Source organism: Rhodovibrio sodomensis, assembly GCF_016583645.1.
GTDB lineage: Bacteria > Pseudomonadota > Alphaproteobacteria > Kiloniellales > Rhodovibrionaceae > Rhodovibrio > Rhodovibrio sodomensis.
The window spans coordinates 1-12,867 of record NZ_NRRL01000027.1; the positions used below are offsets into that span (position 1 = coordinate 1).

Annotated in this window: 10 protein-coding genes and 1 tRNA gene; 5 read left to right on the plus strand and 6 right to left on the minus strand. The window is 69.4% G+C overall.

What is annotated here, in order from left to right; genetic code table 11:
* Both CKO28_RS11435 and CKO28_RS11440 read left to right on the plus strand, forming a co-directional pair.
* The coding region (locus CKO28_RS11435) for an ISAs1 family transposase (protein WP_200340916.1) at window positions 1-979 on the plus strand (979 nt) is incomplete at its 5' end.
* A 106-nt stretch (window positions 980-1,085) separates the two neighbouring features.
* A tRNA-Ser gene (locus tag CKO28_RS11440) sits at window positions 1,086-1,178 on the plus strand.
* Between the two features lie 120 nt (window positions 1,179-1,298).
* Here CKO28_RS11440 and CKO28_RS11445 read toward each other — a convergent pair.
* Both CKO28_RS11445 and CKO28_RS11450 read right to left on the minus strand, forming a co-directional pair.
* Window positions 1,299-2,888, minus strand: coding sequence for a BCCT family transporter (locus tag CKO28_RS11445; protein ID WP_200340917.1), 1,590 nt, complete (start codon window positions 2,886-2,888; stop codon window positions 1,299-1,301).
* Between the two features lie 345 nt (window positions 2,889-3,233).
* A complete protein-coding gene (locus CKO28_RS11450; protein ID WP_207168802.1) occupies window positions 3,234-4,541 on the minus strand; it encodes an FAD-dependent oxidoreductase in 1,308 nt (435 codons plus the stop codon).
* A 183-nt stretch (window positions 4,542-4,724) separates the two neighbouring features.
* Between CKO28_RS11450 and CKO28_RS11455 the strand changes: the two genes are divergently transcribed.
* Both CKO28_RS11455 and CKO28_RS11460 read left to right on the plus strand, forming a co-directional pair.
* Window positions 4,725-5,450 (plus strand): rhomboid family intramembrane serine protease, encoded by a 726-nt coding sequence (locus tag CKO28_RS11455; RefSeq protein WP_200340919.1) that lies wholly within the window; start codon window positions 4,725-4,727, stop codon window positions 5,448-5,450.
* 98 nt (window positions 5,451-5,548) lie between these two features.
* Window positions 5,549-6,805: an MFS transporter gene (locus CKO28_RS11460; RefSeq protein WP_200340920.1), complete on the plus strand. Its 1,257-nt coding sequence runs from the start codon at window positions 5,549-5,551 to the stop codon at window positions 6,803-6,805.
* Window positions 6,806-6,822: 17 nt separating this feature from the next.
* Here the strand turns inward: CKO28_RS11460 and CKO28_RS11465 are convergent, their stop codons facing one another.
* Both CKO28_RS11465 and CKO28_RS11470 read right to left on the minus strand, forming a co-directional pair.
* Window positions 6,823-7,260 (minus strand): CBS domain-containing protein, encoded by a 438-nt coding sequence (locus CKO28_RS11465; protein WP_200340921.1) that lies wholly within the window; start codon window positions 7,258-7,260, stop codon window positions 6,823-6,825.
* Window positions 7,261-7,364: 104 nt separating this feature from the next.
* Complete coding sequence (locus tag CKO28_RS11470; protein WP_200340922.1) at window positions 7,365-8,123, minus strand: SDR family NAD(P)-dependent oxidoreductase; 759 nt, start codon at window positions 8,121-8,123, stop codon at window positions 7,365-7,367.
* Window positions 8,124-8,249: 126 nt separating this feature from the next.
* Here CKO28_RS11470 and CKO28_RS11475 point away from each other — a divergent pair, with 126 nt between their 5' ends.
* Window positions 8,250-8,891: a DsbA family oxidoreductase gene (locus CKO28_RS11475; protein WP_200340923.1), complete on the plus strand. Its 642-nt coding sequence runs from the start codon at window positions 8,250-8,252 to the stop codon at window positions 8,889-8,891.
* 159 nt (window positions 8,892-9,050) lie between these two features.
* Here CKO28_RS11475 and mfd read toward each other — a convergent pair whose 3' ends face one another.
* The gene (gene mfd / locus CKO28_RS11480) at window positions 9,051-12,416 is read right to left on the minus strand and encodes a transcription-repair coupling factor (protein WP_437127627.1); all 3,366 of its coding nucleotides are present in this window, start codon (window positions 12,414-12,416) and stop codon (window positions 9,051-9,053) included.
* A 146-nt stretch (window positions 12,417-12,562) separates the two neighbouring features.
* On the minus strand, window positions 12,563-12,841 hold the full coding sequence (locus CKO28_RS11485; RefSeq protein WP_200340924.1) for an FAD assembly factor SdhE: 279 nt from the start codon (window positions 12,839-12,841) through the stop codon (window positions 12,563-12,565).
* Between the last annotated feature and the right edge of the window lie 26 nt (window positions 12,842-12,867).

The window sequence follows — 12,867 nt, forward strand, 5'->3', positions numbered from 1 at the left end:
CGACATCGCCAACTTCGGGGAGCGGAAGCTGGCCCTGCTGCGCCGGTTTCGACCGTTCGAGAACGGGACCCCGTCGCACGATCAATTAGGCGATATCTTCGCCGTTCTCGACCCGGAGCAGTTCCAACAGGCCTTCATCGCCTGGGTGACCGCGCTCAGTGGCGCGCCGGCCGAGGCGATCGCGATCGACGGCAAGACCTCGCGCCGGTCCTATCGCAAGAAAGGCGAAACCCAGCCCCTGCATACGGTCTCGGCGTTTGCCGCGCGACAGCGGCTGGTCCTGGGCCAGATGAACGTCGCGGACAAGTCCAACGAGATCGTGGCGATCCCCAAGCTCTTGGAGATGATGGCTCTTGAGGGCGCGATCGTGACCATCGACGCCATGGGGTGCCAGAAGAACATCGCCGCGACGATCGCGGCCAAGAACGCGGATTACGTCCTCGCGCTCAAGGGCAACCAGGGCAGCCTGCGCACGGACGTCGAAACCTTCGCCGCCGAGCAAATGGCCAACGGCTTCGCTCACGTCACCGCAACCCAACACGTCGAGACCGACGGCGACCACGGCCGCATCGATCGACGCAAGACCACGGTCCTGCACGATCTCCAGTGGCTGCGCGAGCGGCACCGCTGGCCCGCGCTCACCGCCGTCGTGAGCGTCGAAAGCGTGCGCGAAGGTCCGGCAGGAACGGAAACCGAAACGCGCTTCTACATCACCTCGTTGAACCTGCCCGCCGACGAGATGGCACGGATCGTCCGGGGCCACTGGAGCGTCGAGAACAGCCTACACTGGGTGATGGATATGGTCTTCCGCGACGACGACTGCCGGATCCGCACCAACCACGCGCCGGCCAACTTCCTGACGACCAAGCACATCGCCCACAACCTTTTCCGCAACGCTCCTGGCACAAAGTCTATTCGCCTGCGACGCAAATGTGCCGCCTGGGACGACGACTTCCTGGCCAGCCTCGTGACCGCATAACCGTTCACCCGATTCCCCTGCGCGCCAGGATGCCGGCGATCTTGAAGCGGCCCCGCCACCCGGTCTAAATCCGTCGGGCGCGCGCCACCGGATGCGCCGCGCTCGCGGGGGAGTGGCAGAGCGGTCGAATGCGGCGGACTTGAAATCCGCAGAGGTGGCGTTCCCACCTCCGGGGGTTCGAATCCCTCCTCCCCCGCCAACCGCGTGTTCTTACGGTATCGTCGCTGCATCCAAAAGAAACCGCCGCCCGGGCGGTACCCGGACGGCGGCTTTCGTTCCCGGCGCCCGCGGCGTGCGCGGGGCTGGGGTCGGCGCGCGGTTACTCCGCGGCCTGGGAGCGTTCCGCCGGGGTCTTGCGGTGGTGCCCCTGGATCGGCGGGATCGTCTCGGTCCGCAACTGGCGCACCAGGCCCCAGCACATGAACGCGAGGATGATCGAGAACGGCAGCCCGGAGGTGACCGCCGCCGTCTGCAGGGCGGACAGCGGGTCGCCCGCGGTGGCCGCCCCGGCGACCAGCAGGATTGCCGCCACGGCGCCCTCGGTCACCGCCCAGAACAGGCGCTGCTGCCAGATCGGGTGCGGATCGCCGCCGTTGGTCAGCATGTCGACGACCAGCGAGCCCGAGTCCGAGGAGGTGGCGAAGAAGATCGCCACGACCAGGATCGCGAGCAGCGAGAACAGCGTGACGAACGCCTCCGGGATCGGCAGCTGGTTCAGCAGGACGAACATCGCGTCGTTTGTCCCAGATTCGGAGAGCGCCTTGTTGCCGCCGTTCATGATCAGGTTCAGGGCGCTGCCGCCGAAGATCGTGAACCAGACGATCGAGGCGCCGGTCGGCGCGAACAGCGCCCCCAGGATGAACTGGCGGATCGTGCGCCCACGGCTGATCCGGGCGATGAACATGCCCACGAACGGCGACCAGGCGATCCACCAGCCCCAGTAGAAGATCGTCCAGGCGTTGATCCAATCGCTGCCCTCCTTGGACAACGCGAACATCCGCAAGCTGGTCTCCGGCAGGTGCTGGATGTAGTGGCCGGTCGAGCCGACGATGAACTCCAGGATGAACAGCGTCGGGCCGACGACGAACACCACGACCGCCAGCAGGATCGCCAGGTACATGTTGATCACCGACAGGCGGCGCACGCCGGCGTCCAGGCCGGCCATCACACTCGCCACGGCAATCGCGGTCACGACGCCGATGATGATCACCTGCCAGGCGGCACTGACCGGCAGGCCGAACACCGAGTTCAGGCCGGCGTTGATCTGCGTCGCGCCCAGGCCAAGCGAGGTCGCCAGGCCGAACAGCGTGCCAAACACCGCCAGGATGTCGATCACGTTCCCCAGCCAGCCGTACACCGCGTCGCCGATCAGCGGATAGAACGCCGAGGCCGGCCGCAGCGGCAGGTCGTGGCGGAAACAGAAGTAGCCCATCGACAGGCCGATCACGATGTAGATCGCCCAGGGGTGCACGCCCCAGTGGAAGAAGGTCAGGTTCATCGCTTCGACCGCCGCGGCCGTGGTTCCGGCCTCCGCCGTCGGCGGGCTGTTGTAGTGGAAGATCGGCTCCGCGACGCCGTAAAACACCAGACCGATGCCCATGCCGGCGGTGAACAGCATGGAGAACCAGCCCCAGGTGCTCCACTCCGGCTCCTCGTGGTCCTTGCCGATCTTGATGCGGGCGTACGGCGAGAACAGCAGCACCAGGACGAACACCACGAACCCGGTCACGGCGGCGACGTACCACCAGCCGAAGTAGGTCGTGATGAAGTCCATGATGCTGTTGGCCACGGCGCCGAGATTGCCCGGCGCGAGAACGCCCCAGGCGACAAAGACAACCACCATCACCGCCGAAATCAGGAACACCGGCGGGTTGGTGTGCTGCTTCAAGTAGCTGTTAATGTTAGCCATCCAGCCTCCGCGCGTTTTTCCGATTATTGGACGGCGAACGCATACGGGCCGGCAGCGTTCCGCTTTCGCGGTCGCGCGGCACTGGCGGCCCTGTACTGTTCGTCGCGAGAACGCGCCGGACCTAGGTTTTCGGGTCTGTGTTTGTCAACCGGGGTGGTCTTGAAAGCGTTCCGGTGGCCTGCCGCCCAGCGCGCGTCCCGGCCCCGGCGTCCTGGCGTCGGGGATCGCAATTCATGCATCGAGCGCAGCACCTTGGCCGATGATGTTCAAAGCCGGCCGAGGCATCCGCCTGGCCCGGGCCTCGCGCCGGCCAGGCATTTTTTTGGCCCGGAAGCCTTCGTGGCGTCAGCGCGCCCAGGGTGCGACACCATCCATCAGCTGCGGCAGCTGACCGACCGGCAGCATGCCCTGGCGCATCAGCCGCGCCTTCAGCGGGCTCACCCGGTCGACCAGGCCGAGCGCGTGCCGGCGGACGAAGCCGATCGGCGGCAGCTTGCTTTGCACCGTGCGGTTCAGCATGTCCACCGCGAACGCGCGTGCCACGACGTCCGGCCGCCGACGGCGTGCGTAGCCGCGCGTGACCTCGGGATCGCCGATGTCGCGGCCGGCCCGCTCGGCCGCCACCAGCACCTCGATCAGCGTGGCGACGTCGGTGATGCCCAGGTTCAGGCCCTGCGCCCCGATCGGCGGCAGGGCGTGGGCGGACTCCCCGACCAGGGCCAGGCGCGGGCCGGCGTAGTCGTCCGCCAGCAGGCTGCCGACCGGATAGGAAAAGCGGGGGCCCACGGCCGTGACGTCGCCCAGGATCCTGCGGGTGCGCCGTTCGACCGCGCGCCGGAAGGCGTCGTCGTCGATCTCCAGGAACCGTTCGGCCGCCGCATCGCGGTCGACCCAGACCACGCTCGACCGGTTGCCGGGCAGCGGCACCAGCACGAACGGCCCGCTCGAGCGGTGAAACTCGGTCGAGGTGCCGCGGTGCGGCCGGCTGTGTTGGATCGAGAACGCCATGGCGGTCTGGCCGTAGCCCCAGCGCCGGGCGCGGATGCCCGCCGCTTCCCGGCTGGGCGAGCCCTTGCCGTCGGCGCCGATCGCCAGACGCGCGCTCAGGCGCCGGCCGTCGTCCAATTCGGCCCGCATCTCCGACCGGCCGTAGTCGATCCGGCCGACCTTGTGCGGCGCGAGGTGCCGGACCTGGTCGAGCGCGCCGATCTCCGCGAGCAGGGCCCGCCGCAGCGCAGGGTTGGGCACGTTATAGCCGAACGGCCCGCCGTCCAGGCGGCTGGACTCGAAGTCGGCGGTGTGCGGCTCGGCATCCGGGCCGGCGCTGTCGTCGACGATGCGCATCCGCCACAGACCCTCGCTGTCGCCGGCGACCCGTTCCCAGACGCCGAGCGTCTGCAACGCGCGGATCGACGGCATCAACAGCGCCGTGGTGCGGCCGTCCAGCTGCTGCGCGGCCGCCGGCTCCGGCGGCTGCGGATCGATGCAGATGGTCCGGAAGCCCGCGCGGCCAAGCGCGAGCGTCATCGCGAGGCCGGTGATCCCGCCGCCGATCACGGCGACGTCGGCGACCAGGTCGGCGGGTTCGGCGGTCAGGGCGGCGAGGTCGGCTGGCTGTTCTGTCATGGCGCACAGACGATGGCGCGTCGGCACGCGCTTTTCCAGGGGCGCTGACGTCGCGGCCGCGGGTTTGTCCGCGCGCCCAGGCAACACCAGGGGCGACGGCTTGCCACCCCGCGGCGGCTTCGCCATGTTGGGTGCCCTGACCCGGGCGCGCTGCGCCGCGACGCAGCGCGGCGCCGGCTTCCCCTACCCAACCGAGCGATCGCCGCCGTTTTGAGTATCCGCCCCAACGATCGTAAGCCCCCGCCCCCGCCGCCGCGCCGGCCCGGCAAGCCCGCGGTCAATCTGCCCCCGGCGGTTGGCTGGCTGATCGGGATCAACGTGGCGGTTTACCTGGTGACGGCGGTGATCCCGGTCGACTGGACCAACGCGCTGTTCTTCAACCTGGGCTTCGTGCCGGCGCGTTGGACGGTGCTCGACCAGCCCGGCTGGCAGGGGCTGATATCGCCGTTCACGCATCAGTTCCTGCACGCCGGCCCGGTGCACCTGATCGTCAACATGGTCATGCTGGCGGCGTTCGGCGCCGGCGTGGCGAAGCTGCTGGGCGGGCGCCGGCTGGTGGCGATCTATCTGGTCAGCGGCCTGGCCGGGGCCGGGCTGCACTACGCCTTCTATCCCGCGACGACGATCCCGGTGGTCGGCGCATCCGGAGCGATCAGCGGGCTGTTCGGCGCGGTGTTGCGGTTGATGGCGAAGCAGGCGCAGGTGATCGGCCGGCGCACCCGGATCCTGCCGATCGCGCTGATCTGGGTGGGCATCGCGGCGATCACCGGCTTTACCGGCGTGCCCGGGGCCAGCGGCGGCGCGCAGGTTGCCTGGGCGGCGCACGTAGGCGGCTTCCTGGCCGGGCTGCTCACCTTCGACCTGTTCACGATCGGCCTGCGGCCCAGGCGGCCGCCACATCTGCGCGACGTCGACGACGACGATGTCCGCGGCTGAGCGCTCCGCGCTTGCGCGCCCCCTCCCGGCCATCTCCCTGCCCGGGCATCTCCCCTGCCCGGCCACCCCCCCCTTCAACGACCGCGACCAAGCGACCCGTGCGCTCCTACCTCCCATTCATCGCCGAGAACCTTAGGTTCCTGGCGTTCGGCGCCCTGGCGGCGTTCTTCTCGAGCTTCGGACAGACCTTCTTCATCGCCCTGTTCGGCGGCGTTTGGCGTGCGGACTTCGGGCTCAGTCACGGCGGCTACGGCGCGATCTATTCCGCGGCGACGCTGGCGAGCGGCGCCTGCCTGATCTGGCTCGGCCGGAAGATCGACCGGGTCGACCTGCGCCGCTACACCGTCCTGGTCTGCCTGGGCCTGACGGCGGCATGCCTGTTCACCGCCGTGGTGCCCAGCGGCTGGTTGCTGCTGCCGGCTTTCTTCGCCCTGCGCCTGACCGGCCAGGGGCTGATGAGCCACGTCTCCACGGTCGCGATGGCGCGCTATTTCAACGCCACCCGCGGCAAGGCGATCAGCCTGGCCTCGCTCGGCTATCCGCTGGGCGAAGCGCTGCTCCCAGCGATCGCGGTCATGCTGATCGCGGCACTTGGCTGGCGGCTCAGTTGGGGCGTCTTTGGCGGTCTGCTGCTGGTCGGGCTGGTGCCGCTGATGCTTTGGCTGCTGCGCGGGCACGGCGCGCGCGAGCAGGCCCGGCGGGACGACGCCGCGGCCGCGGCCGCGCGGCGCGACGACCGCTCCTGGTCGCTCCGCCAGGTGCTGCGCGACCCGGTGTTCTATCCGCTGATCCTGTGCATGCTGGCCCCGCCGTTCATCATCACGGGGCTGTTCTTCCACCAGGTTCACCTGGCGGAGACCAAGGGCTGGTCGCTGCAGTGGCTGGCGACCTGTTTCGTTGGGTTCGCGGGCGCACAGGTGGCCGCAAGCCTGAGTGCCGGCGCGCTTGCCGACCGGACCGGCGCGGTTCGGATGCTGCCGTTCTACCTGCCGCTGCTGGGCCTTGCGGCGCTTGTGTTGGCGCTGTTCGACCATCCCGGGGCCGCCGCCGCCTACCTCGTGCTGGCGGGCTTGACCGCAGGATCCAGCTTCATCCTGCTGGGCGCGGTGTTCGCGGAGCTGTACGGCACCGGCCACCTGGGCGCGATCCGCAGCGTCGTGCAGGCCTGCATGGTGTTCGCCACCGCCGGCGCCCCCGCCCTGTTCGGCTGGCTGCTGGACGCCGGAATCGGGTTCGCCGCGATCGCGACCGGCTGCGCGCTCTACGTTGCGGCCGCCGGTGTCTTACTGGGCCTGCTGCAGCCGCCGCTGCGCGCCCGCGCCGCCGAACAGACGGCCGCGGGCGCCAGCGGGTAACGGGCCGCGGCGCGTGGCTACCAGAGTTCCTCGGCGACCGCCCCTTCGAAGCTGATCTCGTCCTGCACCTGCGCCAGCTCCTCGGTCAGGAAGTCGCGCAGCGAGACGATGCCGATCACGGTGCCGCCGTCGGTCACCGGCAGGTGGCGGATCTGGTTCTCCGCCATTTGCTGCAGGCCGTTGACCGCCCGCGTCTCCGGACCGGCGGTGATCACCTTGCGGGTCATCACCTCGGACACCGCGGTGATGTTGGGGTCGAGGCCGGCGGCGACCGCGCGGTAGGTCACGTCGCGCTCCGACAGGATGCCGTTCAGCCGGCCGTCCTCGCTGACCAGCACCGCACCCACGCGATTGTCGCGCATCACCTGCGCGGCCGCCGCGATCGTGCTGTTGGGGCCGACCACCCACAGGTCTTTCTTGCCGCACATCTGCCCCAGGGTCCGCCCTGTCGTCATGGCTTCGTCCCTCCCGGTTCCGTCGTCCGCACGCCGCCTGACCCAGCACTTTACCAAAGCCGACATAGCTGGGCTAGCCAGCGGACCGGTCGGTCGGGCGGCGGCTACAACTGGGCGGTATGGCCGCCGTCGACCGTGAGCGTCGTGCCGGTCATGAAGCCCGACAGATCGGAGGCGAGCAGCAGCAGCGGGCCGTCCAGATCTTCCGGCACGCCGGTGCGGCCCTGCGGGATCTGCGCCTTCAGCTTCCGGCCGGCTTCGCTCGCCAGGAACTCGCGGTTGATATCGGTCTCGATGTAGCCGGGCGCGATCGCGTTGACGCGGATGCCGTGCGGCGCCCATTCGACCGCGAGCGCGCGGGTCAGCGAGATCAGCCCGCCCTTGCTCGCGGAATAGGCCGGCACCCATGGACGGCCCTGGATGCCTAGGATCGAGGCGATGTTGACGACGCTGCCGCCGTGGCCGAAGCGCATCATGTGGCGGGCGGTCTCCTGCGCCATCATCCAGGCGCCGCGCAGGTTGGTCTCGATCACCGCGTCCCAGTCGGCAAGCGCCATCTCGTGCGCCTCGCCGCGCCGGACCATGCCGGCGTTGTTCACCATGATCGACAGCGCGCCCAGCTCGGTCTCGGCGACGTCCAGGGCGTGGCGGACGCTGTCGGGATCGGTGACGTCCAGTTGGATGGCGATCGCCCGGCCGTCGAAGCCCTTGATCTCCTCGACCAGGCTTTCCAGCCGGTCGACCCGGCGCGCGGCGACCGCGACCTTTGCGCCGGCCTGCGCCAGCGTCATCGCGAACCGCCGGCCGAGCCCGCTGGACGCGCCGGTGACCAGCGCCGTCTTGCCGCTCAGATCGAAACCCATGCCGCCACCTCCCCTCTGACCCCACGCGCGCACGCTCAAGCACGTTTGAGCATGGTTCGGCTGGCCAGCGCGCCCGTCAAGCGCTAGCTGTGGCCCAGCTCACCCAACCCGAAGAGGCCCAGCGCGATGCGCATCGACATCTATTCCGACACGATCTGCCCCTGGTGCTTCATCGGCAAGCGCCGGCTGGAGCGCGCGCTCAAGGAGCGCCCGCAGCCGGAGCTGACGGTCCATTGGCGCGCCTTCCAGCTCAACCCGGACATGCCGGCCGGCGGACTGGACCGGCGGGACTACCTCGCCCGCAAGTTCGGCGGCGCGGAGAATGCCGAGCGCGTCTACGCCGCCGTCCGTCAGGCGGGCGACCAAGAGGGCATCCCGTTCGACTTCGGGCGGATCGAGCGGACGCCCAACAGCCTGATGTCCCACCGCCTGCTGCGCTTCGCCGGCGAGCGCGGCGACCAGGACCCGCTCGTGGAACGGCTGTTCAACCTGTACTTCCTGGAAGGCGCCGACCTCGAGGACCCCGACGTCCTGGTCCAGGCCGCCGCGGACGCCGGCTTCGACGCCGACGCCGCGCGCGGCTACCTGGAAGCCGGCACCGGGCTCGCGGAGACGCAGAACGAGGACATGCGTGCCCGCCAGGCCGGTGTCCAGGGCGTGCCGACCTTCATCCTGAACGGTCACTACGCGCTCTCCGGCGCGCAGGAGCCCAAGGTGCTGTTCCAGATGTTCGACCTGGCGCGCGAGGAGAAGGGTGCGGCGGAGTGAGCGCCCGTGCGCTTCGATAGCCGTCAGACGTGCTTCGACACGGCCCTCGCGGGCCTGCTCAGCATGAAGTAGATATCTTTTAAATACAGTGACTTCATCCTGAGCAGCGCGGCGCAGCCAAGCGTGTCGAAGGACGCATGACGGTTGTTCGGGCGCCGCTCACGCCGCTTGCTGCGGCTGCGCCAGCTTTGCCAGCCGGTCGATCAGGTGGCGGATGCCCTGGACGCGCTGGTCGGCGGTTTCCCAGGTGCGCTTGTAGACCAGCTTGTGGTCGGGGCGCAGCTGCACGTGCCCCGGCGCTTCCTGGATGAACTGCACCAGCGCGTCGGGGCGGGCGAACTGGTCGTTGTGGAAGGTCAGCACCGCGCCCTTCGGCCCGGCGTCCACCTTCTCCACGCCCGCGTCGCGGCAGAGCTGTTTGATCTGAATGACCTGCAGCAGGTTTTCCACCTCCGGCGGCAGCGGGCCGAAGCGGTCGATCAGTTCGGAGGCGAAGGCGTCGATGTCCTGCTTGTCGACCAGGGTCGAGATCCGGCGGTAGAGCCCCAGGCGGACGTTCAGGTCCTGGACGTAGCGCTCCGGGATCAGGACGCTGGTGCCGATGTTGATCTGCGGGGTGAAGCCCTCCTCGGCCTGCGCCTGGGCAGTGCCGCGGCTGGCGCCCTGCTTGGCCTGGGAGACCGCTTCCTCCAGCATCTGCTGGTAGAGCTCGATGCCGACTTCCTTGACGTGGCCGGACTGCTCCTCGCCCACCAGGTTGCCGGCGCCGCGGATGTCCATGTCGTGGCTCGCCAGCGTGAAGCCCGCGCCCAGGTGGTCCAGCTGCTGCATCACGTGCAGGCGCTTCTCCGCCGCGTCGGTCAGCTTCCGGCCGGGCTTGAGGGTCAGGTAAGCGTAGCCGCGCTGCTTCGACCGGCCGATCCGCCCGCGCAGCTGGTAGAGCTGCGACAGGCCGTACATATCCGCGCGGTGGATGATCAGCGTGTTGGCGGTCGGCACGTCGAGCCCGCTTTCGATGATGTGGGTCGAGAGCAGCACGTCGTACTGGCCCTCGTAGAACTCGGTCATCACCTTTTCGAGCTCTTTCGCGCCCATCTGGCCGTGGGCGACCGCGACCTTGACCTCCGGCACCAGCTTTTCCAGCCGGTCGGCGACCTCGCCCAGGTCGTCGATCCGCGGGCAGACGTAGAAGGTCTGCCCGCCGCGCCAGTGCTCGCGCATGATCGCTTCGCGCATGACCACGGGGTCGAACGGCAGCACGAAGGTGCGCACCGCCAGGCGGTCGACCGGCGGGGTCGAGATCAGCGACATCTCGCGCACGCCGGACAGCGACAGCTGCAGGGTCCGCGGGATCGGCGTCGCGGTCAGGGTCAGCACGTGCAGATCGCCGCGCAGCTGCTTCAGCTTTTCCTTCTGCTTGACGCCGAAGTGCTGCTCCTCGTCGACCACCAGCATGCCGAGCTCGCGGAACGCGACGTCCTTGCCCAGCAGCGCGTGCGTGCCGACGACGATGTCGACCTTGCCGTCCTTCAGGTCCTGCTTGGTCTGCTTGGTCTCCTTGGCGCCGACCAGACGGGACAGCTGGCGCACCTCCAGCGGATAGCCCTGGAACCGCTGCTGGAAGGTCTCGGCGTGCTGACGGGCGAGCAGCGTGGTGGGCACGATCACCGCGACCTGCTTGCCGTTCATCGCCGCCACGAAAGCCGCGCGCATCGCCACTTCGGTCTTGCCGAAGCCGACGTCGCCGCAGATCAGCCGGTCCATCGGCTTGCCCGCCTGCAGATCGGCCAGCGTCTCCTCGATCGCGTTCAGCTGGTCGTCGGTCTCGGCATACGGGAAGCGGGCACAGAAGTCGTCGAACTCCTGCGGCGGGTGCAGCGGCTCCATCCGCTTGAGCTGGCGGTCGGCGGCGATCTTGATCAGGCCGTCGGCGATCTCCTTGACCCGCTCCTTCACGCGGGCCTTGCGCGCCTGCCAGTTGCCCTGCCCCAGCTTGTCGAGCTGGATGCCCTCCTCCTCCGAGCCGTAGCGGGAGAGCACCTCGATGTTCTCGACCGGCACGAACAGGCGGTCGTTGCCGGCGTAGGTGACCTTGAGCATGTCGTGCGGCGCGCCGCCGACGTCCATGTTGATCAGGCCGTCGTAGCGCCCGATGCCGTGGTCGACGTGCACCACGAGGTCGCCTTCGTGCAGGCTGGAGACCTCGGTCAGAAAGTTCTCCGCCTTGCGCTTGCGCCCGCGCGGCCGGGCGATCCGCTCGCCCAGGATGTCCTGCTCGCTGATCAGCGCGGCGCTGTCGCCGACGAAGCCGTGCTCGAGGGCGAGCGTGACCAGCGCGACCTGCCCGGCCGGCAGCTGGCGCGCCTCGGGCCAGCCCGACACGTGGGCCAGGTTGTCGATGCCGTGCTCTTTCAGCACCGTCTCCAGGCGCTGGCAGGAGCCCTCGGTGTAGCCGGCGATCGCCACCCGCCGCCCATGGTCGCGCTCCTGGCGGATCGCGGTCTTGAGCGACGTATAGGGCTCGCCGGCCTCGCCCTTCTTGCGCGCGGCGGAGAAGTCGTGGCCGGGCGCGCCGCGCGCGTCGAGCACCGCGGTTTCGGTATCGGTCGGCGCGTTGTACGGCTGGAACTGCGCGACCGGGCGGTCCGCGAGCGTGCGCGACCACTCCTCCGCGCTCAGGTAAAGGCGCTCCGGCGCCAGCGGCTTGTAGGACGGAACGTCCAGGCCCTCGGTGCTCTGCACCGTCCGGCGGGCCTCGTAGAAGTCCTGGATGGTCTCCAGACGGCTGGCCCGGCTTTCCTCCGCCTGCCGGTCCATCGTCACCGGGGTGGCGTCCGGCAGGTAGTCGAACAGCGTCGCCATCCGGTCGTAGAACAGCGGCAGCCAGTGCTCCATGCCGGTATAGGGCCGGCCCTCGCTCACGGCCGCGTACAGCGGATCGTCCTTGGACGGCGTGCCGAACGTCTCGCGGTAGGCCTTGCGGAACCGCTCGACCGTGTCGTCCTCCAGCACGACCTCGCTGACCGGCTTCAGGGTAAAGCCGGGATGCTTGCCGGTGGTGCGCTGGGACAGCGGGTCGAAGGTGCGCACGCTCTCCAGCTCGTCGCCGAAGAAGTCCAGGCGCAGCGGCTCCGGCTCGCCCGCGGGGAAGACGTCGACGATGCCGCCGCGCACCGCGTATTCGCCGGTATCGCCCACGGTGTCGGAGCGCACGTAGCCGTTCGCGGCGAAAAAACTGGACAGGCGGTCGGGCGCGATCTGGGTTCCGGCCTTGGCGGTCAGCACGCGCGGGCCGATCACGTCCCTCGGCGGCACCCGCTGCAGCAGCGCGTTGACCGTGGTGAGCACGACCACGCCGGCTTCCGGCAGGTCGCCCGCGGCCAGCCGGCTCAGCGTGTCGACCCGCTGGGCAACCACGTCGCGGTGCGGACTGACCCGGTCGTAGGGCAGACAGTCCCACGCCGGGAAGCGCAGCACGGCCACGTCGGGATAGAAGAACGCGAGCGCTTCGGCGGTGCGCTCCATCCGGGTGTCGTCGCGGGCGACGTGCAGGATCGGATCGCCGGCGCGCTCGGCCGCGGCCTCGCCCACCAGCCAAGCGTCGAAGCCTTCCGGCGCGCGGGCGATCAGCCAGCGGCGGGGGTCCGAAAACGCCCGGGCGAGGGGGTTCTTCAGCGGTTCACCAGATCGACGCGGTACTTGCACAATTCACGCAGCAGCTTGCTGTCCAGCTCTTCGGGGATGTCGGCCTGACCGGTGATCCAGGCGTACAGATCGCTGTCGGGCAATTGGAGAAGCTGCTCGTAACGCTCCAGCTCCTCCGGGGTCAAGCTGGCCAGCTTCTGCTCGGCGAAGCCGCCGATCAGGAGGTCCATCTCCCGCGTGCCGCGGTGCCAGCTGTTGAAGTAGGCGCGCTTGCGCCGGACCTCGAGGTTCGTCGGATCGGCCATGCCGGCTTCCTGTGGTGGTGTTGGGG